General features: G+C 44.9%; 14 protein-coding genes and 1 tRNA gene. 12 read left to right on the top strand and 3 right to left on the bottom strand.

What is annotated here, in order from left to right; translation table 11 throughout:
* Position 1 precedes the first annotated feature (1 nt).
* Together spoVT and AC6I2O_RS06675 are read right to left on the bottom strand one after the other, a co-directional pair.
* The gene (gene spoVT, locus AC6I2O_RS06680) at positions 2 to 550 is read right to left on the bottom strand and encodes a stage V sporulation protein T (RefSeq protein ID WP_120391133.1); all 549 of its coding nucleotides are present in this window, start codon (positions 548 to 550) and stop codon (positions 2 to 4) included.
* 136 nt (positions 551 to 686) lie between these two features.
* On the bottom strand, positions 687 to 2,153 hold the full coding sequence (locus AC6I2O_RS06675) for a nicotinate phosphoribosyltransferase (RefSeq protein WP_120391132.1): 1,467 nt from the start codon (positions 2,151 to 2,153) through the stop codon (positions 687 to 689).
* 135 nt (positions 2,154 to 2,288) lie between these two features.
* Here AC6I2O_RS06675 and AC6I2O_RS06670 point away from each other — a divergent pair.
* The 8 genes from AC6I2O_RS06670 to AC6I2O_RS06635 all read left to right on the top strand — a co-directional run bounded on the left by AC6I2O_RS06670 (position 2,289) and on the right by AC6I2O_RS06635 (position 10,316).
* Positions 2,289 to 2,360 (top strand) — tRNA-Gln (locus tag AC6I2O_RS06670).
* Between the two features lie 184 nt (positions 2,361 to 2,544).
* On the top strand, positions 2,545 to 3,441 hold the full coding sequence (locus AC6I2O_RS06665) for a ribokinase (protein ID WP_120391131.1): 897 nt from the start codon (positions 2,545 to 2,547) through the stop codon (positions 3,439 to 3,441).
* 228 nt (positions 3,442 to 3,669) lie between these two features.
* On the top strand, positions 3,670 to 4,827 hold the full coding sequence (locus AC6I2O_RS06660; RefSeq protein WP_497742170.1) for a nucleoside hydrolase: 1,158 nt from the start codon (positions 3,670 to 3,672) through the stop codon (positions 4,825 to 4,827).
* Positions 4,828 to 4,927: 100 nt separating this feature from the next.
* On the top strand, positions 4,928 to 6,070 hold the full coding sequence (locus AC6I2O_RS06655; RefSeq protein ID WP_497742169.1) for a nucleoside hydrolase: 1,143 nt from the start codon (positions 4,928 to 4,930) through the stop codon (positions 6,068 to 6,070).
* A gap of 34 nt (positions 6,071 to 6,104) precedes the next feature.
* Positions 6,105 to 6,617 carry a hypothetical protein gene (locus AC6I2O_RS06650; protein WP_497742168.1) on the top strand — a complete coding sequence of 171 codons (513 nt, stop codon included), beginning with the start codon at positions 6,105 to 6,107 and terminating at the stop codon, positions 6,615 to 6,617.
* Positions 6,618 to 6,711: 94 nt separating this feature from the next.
* Positions 6,712 to 7,785 carry a substrate-binding domain-containing protein gene (locus AC6I2O_RS06645; protein WP_120391125.1) on the top strand — a complete coding sequence of 358 codons (1,074 nt, stop codon included), beginning with the start codon at positions 6,712 to 6,714 and terminating at the stop codon, positions 7,783 to 7,785.
* An 81-nt stretch (positions 7,786 to 7,866) separates the two neighbouring features.
* Positions 7,867 to 9,360, top strand: coding sequence for a sugar ABC transporter ATP-binding protein (locus AC6I2O_RS06640; protein WP_120391124.1), 1,494 nt, complete (start codon positions 7,867 to 7,869; stop codon positions 9,358 to 9,360).
* Entirely contained in the window at positions 9,360 to 10,316 is a 957-nt protein-coding gene (locus AC6I2O_RS06635; RefSeq protein WP_120391123.1) for an ABC transporter permease, read from the top strand. The genes AC6I2O_RS06640 and AC6I2O_RS06635 overlap by 1 nt, the downstream gene beginning before the upstream one ends.
* Before the next feature lie 179 nt (positions 10,317 to 10,495).
* Here AC6I2O_RS06635 and AC6I2O_RS06630 read toward each other — a convergent pair whose 3' ends face one another.
* Entirely contained in the window at positions 10,496 to 12,403 is a 1,908-nt protein-coding gene (locus AC6I2O_RS06630) for a PfkB family carbohydrate kinase (protein ID WP_120391122.1), read from the bottom strand.
* Positions 12,404 to 12,895: 492 nt separating this feature from the next.
* On the opposite strand from AC6I2O_RS06630, the gene AC6I2O_RS06625 reads away from it, so the two are divergent.
* The 4 genes from AC6I2O_RS06625 (at position 12,896) to AC6I2O_RS06610 (ending at position 15,819) form a co-directional block, all read left to right on the top strand.
* Positions 12,896 to 13,603, top strand: coding sequence for a Crp/Fnr family transcriptional regulator (locus tag AC6I2O_RS06625; protein ID WP_120391121.1), 708 nt, complete (start codon positions 12,896 to 12,898; stop codon positions 13,601 to 13,603).
* Between the two features lie 191 nt (positions 13,604 to 13,794).
* A complete protein-coding gene (locus AC6I2O_RS06620) occupies positions 13,795 to 14,502 on the top strand; it encodes an acyl-[acyl-carrier-protein] thioesterase (protein ID WP_120391353.1) in 708 nt (235 codons plus the stop codon).
* Positions 14,503 to 14,573: 71 nt separating this feature from the next.
* Complete coding sequence (locus tag AC6I2O_RS06615) at positions 14,574 to 15,413, top strand: CvfB family protein (RefSeq protein WP_120391120.1); 840 nt, start codon at positions 14,574 to 14,576, stop codon at positions 15,411 to 15,413.
* A gap of 31 nt (positions 15,414 to 15,444) precedes the next feature.
* Positions 15,445 to 15,819 carry a RidA family protein gene (locus AC6I2O_RS06610; protein ID WP_120391119.1) on the top strand — a complete coding sequence of 125 codons (375 nt, stop codon included), beginning with the start codon at positions 15,445 to 15,447 and terminating at the stop codon, positions 15,817 to 15,819.
* The last annotated feature ends 83 nt before the right edge of the window (positions 15,820 to 15,902 follow it).

Below are 15,902 nucleotides of genomic sequence, written 5' to 3'. Positions count from 1 at the left end.
ATTATTGTTCCATTTGCCGTCCCATAAAACCGGCGGCACATTTTGCCAGCACCTGTTCGGTTTCTCCCATTTTGCGGGAGGTATCTTTGCTTCGCAGGATCACAGACCCGATCACGTCTCCTTCGCAGAGAATCGGGCTGATGACCTGGGGCATCTCATCGTCCATGTCTTCGCTTGTGATTTTTACATGTGTTTTGGAAGTCTGGTTTGCAAGTACGTGTTCGCGTTCGTTCATGACTGCCTCGAGCTGGCCGGTAACTGGTGTGCCAACCGTTTCCTTGCGGATGCCGCCGGCTGCTGCGATAACCTGATCGCGGTCCGTGATATATACGCTGTGACCGGAGGCGGAAGCAAGCGCTTCGGCGTATTCTTTTGCAAAACTTCCGAGCTCTCCGATCGGAGAATATTTTTTTAATATAATCTCACCTTCGCGATCTGTGAAAATTTCCAGCGGGTCACTTTCACGGATGCGAAGGGTTCTGCGTATTTCCTTTGGGATCACCACGCGTCCCAAATCGTCAATTCTTCTAACAATTCCAGTGGCTTTCATAAAAATTCCTCCATTTATCTTTACTGGTAGTTTTCTTTTTATGGTACTAGTATCTGTAAAGGGAGGCATTTTATACCGGATTTTTCTGAATGCAGGCCTGAAATTTAAAAAGTATGTCCTCTGCAGGGTTCAAAAGCTACAGAGACAGGGATTTCCGCCCCATCTGTTCCAACAGGTCGCTTTTGATTTTAAAGAGCTTGTCGGAAAGGTCAACGTAAACCTTGTGCGGATTTGCAAAGCGTTTGGTTTCGTCCCAGAGTGTCTCTTTTTCCTTTGTACAGTAATCGCGGATTTCCATGACAGAAGGAGAAGTATAGACACATTCGCCATTCAGGAAAATCGGGACAAGCATCTCTCTTAAAGTATAGGTTCCGGCCTTGATTTTCGTTTTTTTCCAGGTTTCAAGCGGATCAAAAATAATCATATCTTCCGATGTGTCGAACTGTTCGTCCTCCAGACAAATCAGATCGGCGCGGATTTTTCCGGTTTCTTTATCGTAAATACGAAAGATTTTTTTGTTGCCTGGATTTGTAATTTTTTCTGTGTTTTCAGACAGCTTGATCTTTGGAGTAAATTCTCCGGTCTTCTCATCCAGAACAGCCGCCAGTTTGTAGACGCCGCCGAACGCCGGACAATCCTTGGAGGTGATCATATTGGTACCGACTCCCCAGGAAGTAATGGCAGCGCCCTGTGTTTTTAAACTGTCAATCAGATATTCGTCAAGGTCGCTTGATGCGGAAATAATGGCATCCTCAAAACCGGCTTCGTCGAGAAGGCGGCGTGCCTTTTTGGACATGTAGGCCAGGTCGCCGCTGTCGAGGCGGATTCCGTAGTTTTTCAGCTCAATGCCTGCTTCGCGCATTTCGCGGAAAACTCGGATTGCATTCGGAACTCCGGAACGGAGCGTATCGTAAGTGTCAACGAGCAAAGTACAGGCATTCGGATAAAGCTGTGCGTATTTTTTAAATGCAGTATATTCATCCGGGAAGCTCATAATCCAGCTGTGTGCATGTGTTCCTTTTACAGGGACATCAAAGAGTTGTCCGGCCAGGACGTTCGAGGTGCCGATGCATCCTGCGATCATTGCGGCTCTGGCTCCATAAACACCGGCATCCGGCCCCTGGGCCCGGCGGAGACCAAATTCCATAATACCGTCTCCACGCGCGGCACGGACAATACGATCTGTCTTTGTGGCAATCAGGCTCTGGTGATTCAGAATAGTGAGAATTGCTGTTTCTACCAGCTGTGCCTGCATAATCGGGGCAACTACTTTCAAAAGCGGTTCATGCGGAAAGGCAATAGAACCTTCCGGGATTGCATAGATGCTTCCTTCAAAACGAAAATTTTTCAGATAATTCAGAAACTCGTCATGGAAAATACCGAGGCTTTTTAAATAGGAAATATCTTCGTCGGAGAAGCGAAGGTTTTTGATATAATCAATCACCTGCTCCAATCCTGCAACAATCGCATATCCGTTGCCACAGGGATTTTTCCGGTAAAATGCGTCGAAGACTACGACTTCCGAGGACTGGCTTTCAAAATATCCTTGCATCATGGTAAGCTCGTATAAGTCAGTCAGCAGGGTAAGGTTCAAAGTACTCATCAGGAACACTCCTTTTCTCTGTTTTTTATGACTATATCACATTTTTCGCGGTATGGAAGAAAAAAATTAAAAAAAATAAAAAAAGTACTTGCATTAATCAAAAACATGAGTTATAATTCTTCTTGCGTTGAACAAAGGGCTATCGCCAAACGGTAAGGCAACGGACTCTGACTCCGTCATTTCAAGGTTCGAATCCTTGTAGCCCTGCTAAAGAGTATCCGAGTGGATACTCTTTTTTTTGTGCCCTGAGCAAAAAGATGCGGTGCTGAAACTGATCTGTAGAAGAGAAAAGATAAAATTCATATCGTAGTGTGATGAAAATCACAGCATATTGAGGATCTTTACGGTAAGATACTGTAAAGATTCTTTTTTTTGTGTAAGGAGGCGGAAGATGAAGGTATTAAATTTTGGTTCATTGAATATCGATTATGTTTATACAGTAGACCATATCGTAGAGGGTGGAGAGACAATCCTTTCATCAAAGTCGGAGACTTTTAGTGGTGGAAAAGGGCTGAATCAGTCCATTGCGCTTGCAAGGGCAGGGATTCCAGTGTATCACGCAGGCTTGATTGGAGAGGAAGGGGATTTCCTTCTGGATATTTGTCGGCAGTACGGAGTGGATACTTCTTATATAAAGAAGCTTCCGGCAAAGGGTGGACATGCGATTATTCAAACGGACAAAAACGGACAGAACTGTATTATTCTCTATGGCGGAACAAACCAGATGCAGACCAGAGAATATATTGACGAAGTGCTGGGACAGTTTGAAGAGGGAGATTACATTGTTCTGCAGAATGAGATTAATTTGTTGGATTATGTGATTGAAAAGGCGTATGAGCGCGGTATGAAGATCGTACTGAATCCGTCTCCGTTTGATAGTAAGTTGGATGCGTGTGATTTGACCAAGATCGACTGGTTTATTCTGAATGAGATTGAAGGAGGACAGTTTACCGGCCGAACAGAAGCGGATGAGATACTGACATGTCTGGCAGAACGTTTTCCGAAAGCGAAATTCGTACTTACGCTGGGAGAAAATGGTTCTGTATTTTTTGACGGCAAGCAGAAGGTATGTCAGGAGATTTATAAAGTGGATGTCGTGGACACAACGGCAGCAGGAGATACATTTACCGGCTTTTTCCTTGCATCAGTGATTGCAGGCAAGAGCATGCAGGATGCGCTGCGGCTTGCGGCAAAGGCTTCTTCGATTGCAGTGTCCCGTGCAGGGGCTGCGCCGTCCATTCCGGCTATGGAAGAAGTGAAAGACGATACAGAGAGTGTAGCTTGCTAAAATTGTGCATTTCACCGAAGAATTGAATAGTGCTGTACAATGACTTGAAAAAAATCCAACAAAAGTGACTTGTGTCACAGACTTATTACAGGAAAAAGTAGATAATAAAGTCACATGAAAACGCAGGGGCAGGATGTTCTGTGACAGTATGGAAGGCGCCAAAACACGATTGCAGAAACATTCGGACCAAGGCAAAAACAATATGCAATTAACAAGGAGGCAGCAATAATGAAGAAATTAGTAGCAATGGCTCTCGCGGCAGGTATGGCACTTACAATGGCAGCTCCGGCAGCAGTATCCGCATCAGAGGCAGCAGAACCGGCAGTGAAACGTGCGATTCTTGATACAGATATGGGATATTTGAATGACGATGCAATCGTTATGTTTATGCTTGCACAGGAAGATTCACTTGGTAACTGTGATTTCCTTGGAATTACAACAGTAGGAGGAAACTCCTGGTGTGCATCCGGAGCAACCGCAGCACTTCGTCAGCTGGAGCTGATCGGCCGTGAAGATATTCCGGTATACCTGGGATGCGATGTGCCGCTGATGGGATTCCGCAATCTTGACGCAGAGAGCAAGATCTGGGGTATGCCGGAGTACGCAGGTGCTTACTGGGATTGGGACACAAGCTATTTCTGTGACGTAAACGAGCGTCCGACAGACTACAAGAATCTGCCGTCAGAGCCGAAATATGGCTATGCAGAGACAGAAGTACAGGATGAGCACGCAGTTGACTTCATCATTGAGCAGGTACATAAATATCCGGGCGAAGTTACAATCTTTGTAATCGGAGCTGGTACAAATATGGCGCTCGCAGTTCGCAAAGACCCGACAATCGTAGAGGATGCAGCAGGTGTTATCTACATGGGCGGTGCAGTTGATATTCCTGGAAACTCCAGTTCAGCGGCAGAGTTCAACTGGTATTACGATCCGGAAGGTATCAGAATTTGTCTGGAATCTCCGTGGAAGAGCCAGATCGCCGTTCCGAACGATGTAGCAGAAGCAGTATTCTATACCAAAGACATTTACGACAGACTTGTTGAAAATCAGGGCAATGCAATCTCTAACCTGATCGTAGAAGGTCAGAAACAGCGTTTCGAGGACAACCCGGAAGCAAGCAGCTACGTATGGGATGCTATTACAGCAGCTATCTGGATGCATCCGGAAATCGCAACAGACGTTCAGGAGCGTTACCTGACAGTAGATACTACTTACGGCCCGAACTACGGAAGATCCACAAGCTGGTGGACATCACGTAACCGTGACGTTGAAGCAGGTACAGGAATGCCGTACGGCGTACAGAAAGTTGACGTAGTATTTGATATCGACAGAGAAGCGTTCTGGAATTACTACGTAGACATTCTCACAAAAGACGTACAGTAATTCAAACATACAATTACTAATTTAAGTTACGAAATATTGTCGCGGCGGCGAAAGCGGTCGCGGCTATATTATATAAAGAAAGAAAAGGTGAAAGAATCTTATGAGAAAGAAAGTATTATCATTGGCTCTGATAGCAGGCATGATGGGAACAATGCTTGCACCGGCAACTGCATACGCAGCACTGGAGGATTATGAAATCGTTACTACAGCAGAAGACAACAAAGTCATTATGGACTGTGACATGTTATATTACAGCGATGATATGTACTGTATGTCTATTCTGGCGCAGGCAGATGCAGCAGGTTGGATTGACTTTCTTGGCGTTACTGCTGTAGGCGGAAATGAAATCGTTTCAGTAGGAACAAACGCAATTCTGAGACAGCTTGAGATGATTGAGCGTACAGATATTCCGGTTTACATGGGTACGGACGTTCCGATTATGGGATTCCGTGATCTGGCTCAGGACAAACCGGTTACTGGTGGATTTACTTGGACAGGTGGATATCGTCGTCTTGAGAACTATGTAGAGCCGCAGAATTATCATGATCTTGGCGAGTATTTGGATGAAAAATATGGCTACTCAACAACAGAACCGCAGACAGATATGAACGCAGCAGAGTTCATGATCAAATCTGTAAAAGAAAACCCGGGACAGGTTACGATCTTCGCAATCGGTGCTTGTACAAACGTAGCTCTTGCTTGTATGATGGACCCGACTTTTGCTGAGAACACAGCAGGTATCGTTTACATGGGCGGTGCTATCGACGTTCCTGGAAATGCTAACGCATGTGGCGAGTTCAACTGGTTCTATGATCCGGAATCCGTTCAGATCTGTCTGAACAATGATTTCCCGTATCAGATCGTTGTTCCGCACGACATCGCTCCGAAGGTACTTCTTGCAAAAGACGTTATTGACTGGATCAAAGAGTACGATCAGGGTTCACCGGTTGCTAAGGCATTCATTGAGAACGTAGGTCCGAAATATGATGAGAACCCGACAAGCACAGGTTACTGCTGGGATGCTATCACAGCTGGTATCTTCCTTTGCCCGGATCTGATCACAGAGACAGAGTTCAGAGATCTGGCAATTGACTGCAACCGTTCCAGCTACAGCTACGCAAATGCTGTAACATGGGCAACTGATAATGGACCGTACGAATCAAAGAACGTACAGATCGTATTCAACATCGACAGAGACGCATTCTGGCAGTTCGTAGCACAGCTTTACGGCACACAGTTTTAAGTAAAACCACAACTAAATCAGGAGGACAAGGCCTATGAAAAAGAGAATCATTGGTCTGCTTGCAGCAGCTACGATGCTTCTTGGCATAAGCGCCAGTGCAGCAGAAGCAGTAGAGCGTGATTACGCTCCGGAAGAAGGTAAAGGCTGGCTGATAGTTGAAATCAACGGTGAAGAAGTAGAGTTTGAATACACAAGTTCTACCAAAGGAATGACTGGCACCACGCACAATTTTGAGGCAGAACACTACACAATGGCTTTAGTATTTAACAAGAAGCTGGTAGTTGGCGAAGAGATGGACAAAAATGCAATTGCTCAGATTGAGATTATGAGCCATGCAACTGCTGATAACGGATATTATTTCGCAAAGAAAGCAGCAGGAAAAGATGTAGTAAGTACCGTTACACTTGCAGAAAACGAGACAGAGGGTGTCCTTCAGGGTGAATTTACAGTAACAGTACCGACTGCTGACAGATATGTAGGCGACAACAAGCCGGGTATCCTTCCGGAACTTGAGCTGACAGAAGGAGAGTTCTGTTTCTTCGAGTAAAAGATTCAGGTAAAAACGGCGGGTTCACATAAGAACTCTCCGATTTTCAAAGTAACATATATAAAACAAGTAATAATTTAGGAGGACAAAAGTAATGAAAAAGTTAATGGCATTAACAGCTATGGCAATGGCAGCATCCATGAGCATGACAGCATTTGCAGCAGAAGCAGATCTTCCGAGTGCAGATGTAGCAGAGCAGGGATATGATTTCTACAAAGATGCAGTTTCCTACAACGACATCCGTGAAGAACTTGGCGCAGTTCCGAAGCTTGACAAAGCTGTTACAATCGGTTTCGCAACAAAGACATTCGAGAACGAGTTCTGGCGTATGGAAGGTGAAGGCGCTGAGATTGCTGGAAAAGCTTTCGCAGACGCTGGATATGATCTGACACTTGACGTTCGTGGCGCTCAGACTGAGACAGACGAAGAAGGTCAGCTGACACTTATGCTTGACATGGTTAACAAGGGATATGATGCAGTTCTTGTTTCTGGTATTTCAGATGCAAACCTTGTTCCGGGTATGGAAGCAGCTCTGGAAGCAGGCATTGACATGACAACCGTTATGGACGCATTCACACCGTATGCATCTACAACAGTAGGCGCTTGGCATTATCAGGCAGGCGTACAGGGCGCTGAGTGGATCTACAATACAATCGGCCAGAAGGGCAAAGTAGCTTGTATCACAGGTCTTTCCCAGGCAACAGCAGCTCAGGCTCGTACACAGGGATTCAATGACTTCTATGCAGACAAAGCAGACATCGAAATCGTAGCAGTTCAGAATGGTGACTGGGATCGTCAGAAAGCTTATGATATCACAGAGACACTGCTTCAGCAGCATCCGGATCTGGCTGGTATCTACTGCAACAACGACACAATGGCAATGGGCGCTCTGGAAGCAGTTATCGCTGCTGAAAGCGACTGTGTAATCGTTGGTACAGACGGAACAAGTGAAGCAACAGAGTCTATCAAAGCTGGTGAGCTTGATGGTACTGTAGACTTCTTCCCGAACATTATGTCTCAGATCGCAGTTGAAATGCAGGTTCGTAAACTTGCAGGCCAGGAACTTCCGAAGGTTATCTACGCTCCGCAGTGCGTACGTGACTCCTCTAACATCGAGCAGTCCTTCGAAGAAATCTTTGGTTATGAGTATAGCCCGATTTTTGAGTAATTGTTAGTACAAAGGGGGGCAGCGTAAGCGCCCCCTTTCCTTTATGAAAGAAAAAGAGAACTTCAGACGGAGGATGTATCAATGGATAAATTCATTGAATTTGAACATATTGTCAAGACTTTCCCCGGGCAGAAGGCTCTGGACGATGTCAGTTTTTCGATCCGCAAAGGAGAAATCCATGCGATCATCGGAGAAAATGGAGCGGGAAAGAGTACGCTGCTTAATATTCTGCACGGAGTTTTTCCGGCGACCTCAGGCGAGATCCGGATAGAGGGAAAGCCGGCAAAATTTTCCAATATAGCGGATGCGATTGATTTTGGAATCGCAAAGGTTCACCAGGAGATCGTCAGCATTCCGGATATGACGGTCGCTGAAAATATGTTTATGGGAAAAGAGCCGGGTAGGTTCGGAATTATTGATAAACAGAAGATGAATGCAGATACCGCAGAGCTTTTAAAGCGATTGAACTGCGACTTTCGGCCGACAGACCGGATGGGAGATTTATCAGCCGGACAGAAGCAGATGATTGCTATCGCGAAGGCGCTGGAGGTAAATGCGCAGGTGATTTCCTTTGACGAGCCGACTGCCTCTCTGAGTGACAAAGAGGTAGAGACATTATTTGGAATCATGCATGAGCTGAAGAATGCGGGAATTACGATTTTATATATCAGCCATAAAATGAATGAAATTTTCCGGATGTGTGATCGTTCAACGGTACTGCGCGATGGAAAGTTTATTAGAACAATTGAGATGGACAAGACAACACGTGATGAAGTGGTTCAGGCTATGGTAGGCCGTGACATTTCACTGTTTGCAAAACGTACAATGCCTTGTCAGAAGAGAGGAAGTACGCCAGTTCTTCAGGTGAAGAACTTAAGCGGTGGCATGTTTAAAAATGTCAGCTTTGATCTGTACCCGGGCGAAATTCTTGGATTTTTCGGCTTGGTAGGAGCTGGACGTACGGAAGTTATGCGTGCGATTTTCGGAGCAGATCCCCGTACATCAGGGCAGGTTTTCCTGAATGGAAAAGAGATCCACTGCAAATTGCCGAATGATGCGATCAAGCAGGGAATTGCATTGATTTCAGAAAACCGTAAAGAAGAAGGTATCATGCCGAACTTCAACAACATGGATAACATGGCTCTGGCAAGCATGGAAAAATACATGTCAGGCTTTGTAATTAACAGTGCAAAGAAGAACGCAAATGCTAAGGACAAGGGAACTCAGGTAGGCCTGAAGCCGAACGATCCGGAATTTATGACAGTAAGTCTTTCTGGTGGAAATGCACAGAAGGTAATCCTTGCCCGCTGGATGTCAACAGATGCATCTGTCATGATTTTTGACGAGCCGACGAAGGGTATTGATATCGGTGCAAAATCAGAGATTTACCTTCTGATGGAGAAGATGGCAGAAAAAGGTATCGCAATCATCATGGTTTCTTCGGAGCTGACAGAAATTATGGGTATGAGTGATCGTATCCTGGTTATGCGTGAAGGAGAGATCTCAGGAGAGCTTATGAAAGAAGAGTTCTCTGAGGAAAGAATTCTGAATTATACTGTGGAGGAAGATGTATAATGAATGCTATTTATAAAAAATACCGCAGAGAGTGGAGCGTTCTGATTGCACTGTTTGTTACGATTATTGTATTCAGTATATTGGAACATTCCTATCTTTCTACGACGAATATTGCAACGATTATTACACAGGCAGTTACATATGGCTTGATGGGTATTGGAATGACATGCGTTATCATCACAGGCGGAATTGACCTTTCGGTTGGTTCAGTATTGGCTCTGGTAGCGTGTGCAGGCGCACAGATGGCAAAAGCAGGGGTTCCGATCCCGCTTTGGATTATCCTGTGTCTCGGACTTGGTTTTCTGCTTGGAGCAATCAACGGCGTTCTGGTTGGCGTTATGAAACTGCAGCCGTTTGTTGCTACGATGGGAACTATGCAGGTTTATCGTGGTATTGGTTACGTAGTAACGGGTGGATTCCCGGTACTGAACGTACCGAGAGAGTACAGAAATGTATTTAACTTTAAGATTACTTCTGTATTTACATTTTCTGTAGTTGTATTCTTTGTATTTGCAATTATTATTACCTTTGTTCTGAAGAAAATGAAAATCGGAACATATGCGTATGCAGTTGGTGGTAATGAAGATGCAGCAAGACTTTCCGGTGTACGTGTAGAGCGTACAAAGGTACTTTTGTATGGAATCGGTATGCTGGGAACAACGCTGGCAGCTCTGGTTATCATTGGCCGTCTTGGAACGGGTGACCCGTCTACAGGTCAGGGCTATGAGCTTGATGCAATCGCAGCAGCAGCAATCGGTGGTACTTCCATGGCAGGAGGCCGCGGAAATGTATTCGGTACTGTAATCGGAGCTGTACTTTTCTCAGCGCTGAAGGTTGGACTTGTCGTACTCGGTGTTGATACATTCTATCAGTTCATCGTAACAGGTCTTGTAATCATCGTAGCAGCTTACATTGAGATCGTACAGGGCAATATGTTGATGAAACAGAAAAAATAATCAGATACAGCAATAAAGTGTCTGTAACCAGAAATGGGAAAGAGAAAATATAATAAAAAGCTTCCACAGCGAAATACTGTGGAAGCTTTTTATTTAGATTATTTCATTCACATGTTGCTTATATATGAGAAAAATAGGGAAAACAGTTCTGGCTGCAGAAAAACACGGAGCGAAACATGTCAGTCTCGCTCAATGAGCAGCTCCGGCTGTGTCCTGCCAATATATACCTCAAGACTGGTTTTGTCGATCAACGCAGAGGTAACGCCCTGCCTTGCGATACAGAATGCAGATGCGTACATGGCAATTTGTATAGAGCGTGTGAGCGAATAGCCTGTATGTAGATAAGAAACAAGTGCCGAAATAAATGCATCGGCGCCGCCTGTGGTATCGCAGGCTTCCATCTCGGCTGCCGGAAAATACTGGGAAATAGCAGCTGTTTTGAGGTAACATCCCTCGTGCCCCAGTGTAATGATAACGATGGGGATGCCTTTGCCAAAAAAGTATTCTGCCTGTTCCTCTACAGAAGTACAACCGGGACAAAGCGAGGATGCTTCTTTACGGTTGGGAACCAACATGTCGACCGTCTGATACAGCGCTTCCGGCAGCTGCTCCAGCGTAGATGGCTTGAAAACAGTTGTAACATGGTGTTTTTTGGCCATTTGGGCAGAAAGAATTACGGTGTCTAATGGAATTTCACCGGATATCAGGCAGTAGCATGCGTTTTTGAAGAGATATTCGCTGTTTTGAATATTTTCTGGTGTCAGACAGTCGTTGGCCCCGGAAAGAACCGTTATGGCACTTTCGCCGCTGCTTTCTGCATAAATATATGCTTTTCCGCTCCTGGCCTTTTTGTTTCGGAAGATTCCCTGTGTTGAGACATTTTCTTTTTCGAGCATATTTAAAATAAAAGTAGCATCAAAATCATTTCCGACTGCGCCAATCAGATGAACCGCGTGTCCGAGCTTTGCCACTCCCACTGCCTGGTTGGCTCCTTTTCCACCGATTGAAGTGGCAGAATTGTGAATTTTCAGAGTGCTTCCCAGCTGAGGAAGCGCATTTACGTTGAACGTAATATCCTTATGAATACTTCCGACAGAAATAAAGAACTTTTCCTGCATAAAGGCAGGATAGCTGATGGAACATTCGTGATTCAGGCTGCAAGACGGCGTATACATGAATACAGGGCTATCCTGGGATGATTTTTCGCAGATGCCGATCAGTTCCTGGCAGGCGTGCTGTCCAAAGGCATGATATGGAATCATAACCGCAGAAACAAAGTTATTTTCGTGCGGGTTATCATGATCGTTCAGGCTAAGCAAAGAGAAATCCGAAGGAATTTCGTAATGCTGCCGTTGCAGTGCATCGTAAAGTGCGCGTGCTGTTTTAAAGTCGGCGCAAATTGCAGCTGTGATATTATACTGCAAGATTTTATGAAGAAAGGTTTCATCAAACGTGCGTTGAATCAGATGCTCAGGGCAGGAGATTTGATGTTCATAAAGGCATTTGCAGAATCCTTTTTGAAAGAGTGCTGAGCGCTGACCGTCTTCGCCGGGAAAACAGACGATCGAAGTATGATTTTTGCGAATCAGAATATCTGCCAAATAGTATCCGAGCTGGGAAAAGTCAATTTCAAAAGCAGGGGTATGTGGTGTGTTTCCAATAAAATAATATGGTATTTTCTGGCGTTTCAGAAAATCACAGTGGGAAGAAAGATCAGCAGAACTTGGTTCCCAGAGAAGGCCATCAATGCCATTACGGCAGAGCGTAGAAATATGCTTTGCTTCCTGCTGAGGATCGCCCTTGCTTTCTAACAACAAAATTCCATAACTGTGTTCCTGGGCGCTCTGCAAAATGCCACTGAGAAGCGAGGCAGAAGCGCGGGAAGAGTGCAGCAGAACACCGAGCAGAAATTTTTTGGCATCCGGCGAGCTTTTGACAGCAGCGTATGGAGTGAAATTGTATTCTTTTACAATCTGCAAAACTCTTGTACGCGTCTGGGGGTTAATGTGTTCATCTTTGCCGTTGATAATTTTGGAAACTGTGGATATTGAGACACCGGCTAACCCGGCTATATCTTTAATAGTCATGATAAAATCTCCCTGCGTGTGTAGTTGAAATATAGGATAACATTTTTCGTAATTCTTCTATATTAGTATATATGATAATTGATCTTATGGCAACTTTGATAATAATATAGGAAATATGCTTGTGAATTTATGCAAAGAGGCCAATATGAAATATTCTCTACAAATTTATGTAACGAAAACCGGTAAAGTGGATTTGAGAAAACGCAGACACTGTCTCTCACTAAAATATGCTTTACATATTTTATATTATGAGGGAAAAAGTGACAAATGTCAACAAAAATGAACAAAAAACATGGCAAAGTGAATGAAAAATAGACCTGATTTTTGTGAAAAAAATCAAAAATGTAAAAGTGATTGACAGAAGGAAGAAAAGAATATAGTATTATAACATAAGAAAATGCTTTAGGAAAAAGATTTCACAGTATAATATGCACATTGTGATGAAATGATGAGGCCACTAACACAGGTTTGCTATGTATTGGGAGGAGAATTATGGAAAAAAGCAGAGCAACTCTTGATAAGTGTCAGACGATATTAGGGGGAGGGTGTTTGGAAAGCTTAAAGGTTCAAATGAAGGCAGAAATCAGAGAAAAGGCCGTTTTGTGCAGATTTGAAGATTCAGAAAGTGTTGATGCAGAAGAAATACTCAGCGGAAGGAAAATCTGGGCATTGCTGAAGGGGGAGCTGCATCTGATTATGAGAGATGAAGAAGGAAGAACGATCGTACTTCAGAAGATTCTTCCGGAGAATTCCGGATTTACTTTGCCGGCATTGTGTCTGGATTCACACGAATACAGCATCGAGGTCGTATGTGTCGGTGAGACAGAGTTGTACTATATTCCGGAACAGCTGAGCGCGCGGATGTACAGTGAGTGTGCAGATGTGAGAAAGTGGCAGGAGCAGTGTTATGTGAAAGCGTTTACAAAGCTTCTGGAGTTGATAAATGATCTGAGCTTCCTTTCATTGAAAGAAAGACTGAGAAAAAAACTTTATGAATACTGTGATCAGTACAGAACGGATACAGTTCTTGTGACGCATGAGAATTTGGCGGACGAGCTTGCAACGTCGAGAGAGGTGGTTTCCAGGCTTCTCAAGAAGATGGAGGCAGAGAAGATTATCAAGATTAAACGGAAAAGTATTCAGGTATTGGGCTGGAAAGGCGCCGGATATTCAGAAAAGGTGTCCAGAATGGCAGTATAGAAAAAGCAGAAAAGGCGGGTCCGAAAAATCGGGGCGCCTTTTTTACTGTCGTTTTTAGAAGTTTTAAAGCATACATTTGTCCATTAAGGGCTTGTTTTCCGTTCGTCTGGCTTGTATAATAATCAGATATGGAATTGCAGAGCAAAGCTTTTGCAAAGTTCCGTATAGTTTTTGGAAATGAAGGGAACACGATGGCATATCAGTTTGAGAGCAGAGTGCGTTACAGTGAGATGGATATAGAGCAGAGGCTGACACGCGTTTCTCTGGTAGATTATTTTCAGGACAGTTCTACGTTTCAGTCGGAAAGTTGTGGGAATGGCCTGGAATATCTGAAAAGTTTGGACAGGGCCTGGATGATTCTGTCCTGGCAGATTGAGATTATAAGAAGACCGCGTCTCGGAGAACGGATTGTAACGAAGACCTGGCCGCATGGATTTAAGGCGTTTTATGGATACCGGAATTATGTGATGTACGATGAGACCGGTGAGATGCTTGCAAAGGCGAACAGCGTGTGGGCTTTTATGGATGTGAAGACCGGACATCCGGCGAAACTTTCTCCGGAGTTGATTTCAGATTATGAGATGGAACCTGCGCTTGCTATGAAGCAGCATTCGCGAAAGATTCAGGTACCGAAAGAGCAGGAGAAGATGGCGGCGCTTCTTGTGTGCAGCTATCATTTGGATACGAACCGGCATGTGAATAACGGGCAGTATATCCGTATGGCAGAGGAGTATTTGCCGGATGATTTTGAGCCGGTATGGCTCAGGGTGGAATATCGAAAGCAGGCAAAGCTTCATGATACGATTGTACCAATGGTTTATGCGGCGGCTGATCTGGTGGTTGTGAGCTTGTGCGACTCACAGGGAGAGCCGTATGCGATTGTAGAGTATACGCGGTAAGTAAGGCGCACGACAAGCGAAGGTGCGGGAAGATCTAAGAGAGGATCATGTAAGACAGAAATGGAGGCAGAATGTTAGCAATAGGAGAAAAGCAGGAGCTGATGATCGTAAAAAAGGTCACCTTTGGGGTTTATCTGGCGCAGAAAGCCGGAGACGAGGAGACAGTGCTTCTTCCGAAAAAGGAAACGGATGAAAGCATGCAATGCGGGGATAAGGTGACGGTGTTTCTGTACAGAGATTCCAGTGACCGGCCCATTGCCACAAGGAGGGAGCCGCTACTGACAATCGGAAAGACGGCGGTTTTGAAGGTAAGGGAGGTCACGAAAATCGGGGCTTTCCTGGACTGGGGGCTGGAGAAAGATCTGTTCTTGCCCTTCCATGAGCAGACAGGTAAGGTATATCCGGGAGACGAGTGTGTGATTGCCTTGTATCTCGATAAAAGCGGTCGCCTCTGTGGAACCATGAAGGTATATCCCTACCTTTGCAAAAATTCACCATACCGCATAGATGATCAGGTGCGTGGGCGTGTGTATGAATTGAGCGATAATTTCGGTGCATTTGTCGCGGTAGATGATACGTATTCGGGGCTGATTCCAAAACGTGAGGGCATCTCAGGACTGAAGGTGGGAAATATTGTCCGGGCCAGAGTAAGCGGCGTCAAAGAGGACGGCAAGCTCGATCTTTCAATCAGGGAAAAGGCATATTTACAGATGGATGAAGATGCTGAATGTGTGATGGAGATAATCGGAGAATTTGACGGCGTCCTGCCTTTTGATGATAAGGCGTCGCCGGAGCTGATTCAAAGAGAGTTCGGTCTCAGCAAAAACGCTTTTAAACGTGCGGTAGGCCGATTGATGAAGCAGGGCAGAGTGGAGATCCGTGACGGACATATCCGGGCGATAAAAGAGTAGGGCTAAAAGAATCAAAGGAGGAACTATATTTATGAAAAAGGCAATCAGTACAGACAAGGCACCGGCAGCGATCGGGCCGTATTCACAGGCAATTGAGGTAAACGGAATGGTTTTTACATCGGGTGTGATTCCGGTAAATCCTGCTACGGGAGAAATTCCGGAAGGTGTCGAAGCGCAGGCAGAGCAGGCGTTTTCTAATATGGCAGCGCTGTTGCAGGCAGCAGGCACCAGTATAGAGGCTGTGATCAAGACAACCGTATTTATTAAGGAAATGAATGATTTCGGAAAGATCAATGAAGTGTATGCAAAATACTTTACCGGTACGTTCCCGGCGCGCTCTTGCGTGGAGGTTGCACGTTTACCGAAGGATGTTTTGCTGGAAGTGGAAGCAATAGCAACAAAATAGTTGCACCATAAAAACGGAAAGAAAGCAATACCGACAAAGCGGATTTTGTGGTTGTGTGAAAATGCCGCAATACTGCCGAAAAT

This window comes from Blautia sp. St.27G3 (assembly GCF_059728505.1).
This window is presented reverse-complemented; position numbering and strand designations above follow the sequence as displayed.

Bases quoted from the DNA above. Each gene is read 5' to 3' on its own strand.
- AC6I2O_RS06635 (WP_120391123.1), top strand. From the start codon at position 9,360: ATGAATGCTATTTATAAAAAATACCGCAGAGAGTGGAGCGTTCTGATT.
- AC6I2O_RS06650 (WP_497742168.1), top strand. From the start codon at position 6,105: ATGAAAAAGAGAATCATTGGTCTGCTTGCAGCAGCTACGATGCTTCTT.
- spoVT (WP_120391133.1), bottom strand. From the start codon at position 550: ATGAAAGCCACTGGAATTGTTAGAAGAATTGACGATTTGGGACGCGTG.
- AC6I2O_RS06655 (WP_497742169.1), top strand. From the start codon at position 4,928: ATGAGAAAGAAAGTATTATCATTGGCTCTGATAGCAGGCATGATGGGA.
- AC6I2O_RS06665 (WP_120391131.1), top strand. From the start codon at position 2,545: ATGAAGGTATTAAATTTTGGTTCATTGAATATCGATTATGTTTATACA.
- AC6I2O_RS06625 (WP_120391121.1), top strand. From the start codon at position 12,896: ATGGAAAAAAGCAGAGCAACTCTTGATAAGTGTCAGACGATATTAGGG.
- AC6I2O_RS06630 (WP_120391122.1), bottom strand. From the start codon at position 12,403: ATGACTATTAAAGATATAGCCGGGTTAGCCGGTGTCTCAATATCCACA.
- AC6I2O_RS06675 (WP_120391132.1), bottom strand. From the start codon at position 2,153: ATGAGTACTTTGAACCTTACCCTGCTGACTGACTTATACGAGCTTACC.
- AC6I2O_RS06645 (WP_120391125.1), top strand. From the start codon at position 6,712: ATGAAAAAGTTAATGGCATTAACAGCTATGGCAATGGCAGCATCCATG.
- AC6I2O_RS06640 (WP_120391124.1), top strand. From the start codon at position 7,867: ATGGATAAATTCATTGAATTTGAACATATTGTCAAGACTTTCCCCGGG.
- AC6I2O_RS06615 (WP_120391120.1), top strand. From the start codon at position 14,574: ATGTTAGCAATAGGAGAAAAGCAGGAGCTGATGATCGTAAAAAAGGTC.
- AC6I2O_RS06610 (WP_120391119.1), top strand. From the start codon at position 15,445: ATGAAAAAGGCAATCAGTACAGACAAGGCACCGGCAGCGATCGGGCCG.
- AC6I2O_RS06660 (WP_497742170.1), top strand. From the start codon at position 3,670: ATGAAGAAATTAGTAGCAATGGCTCTCGCGGCAGGTATGGCACTTACA.
- AC6I2O_RS06620 (WP_120391353.1), top strand. From the start codon at position 13,795: ATGGCATATCAGTTTGAGAGCAGAGTGCGTTACAGTGAGATGGATATA.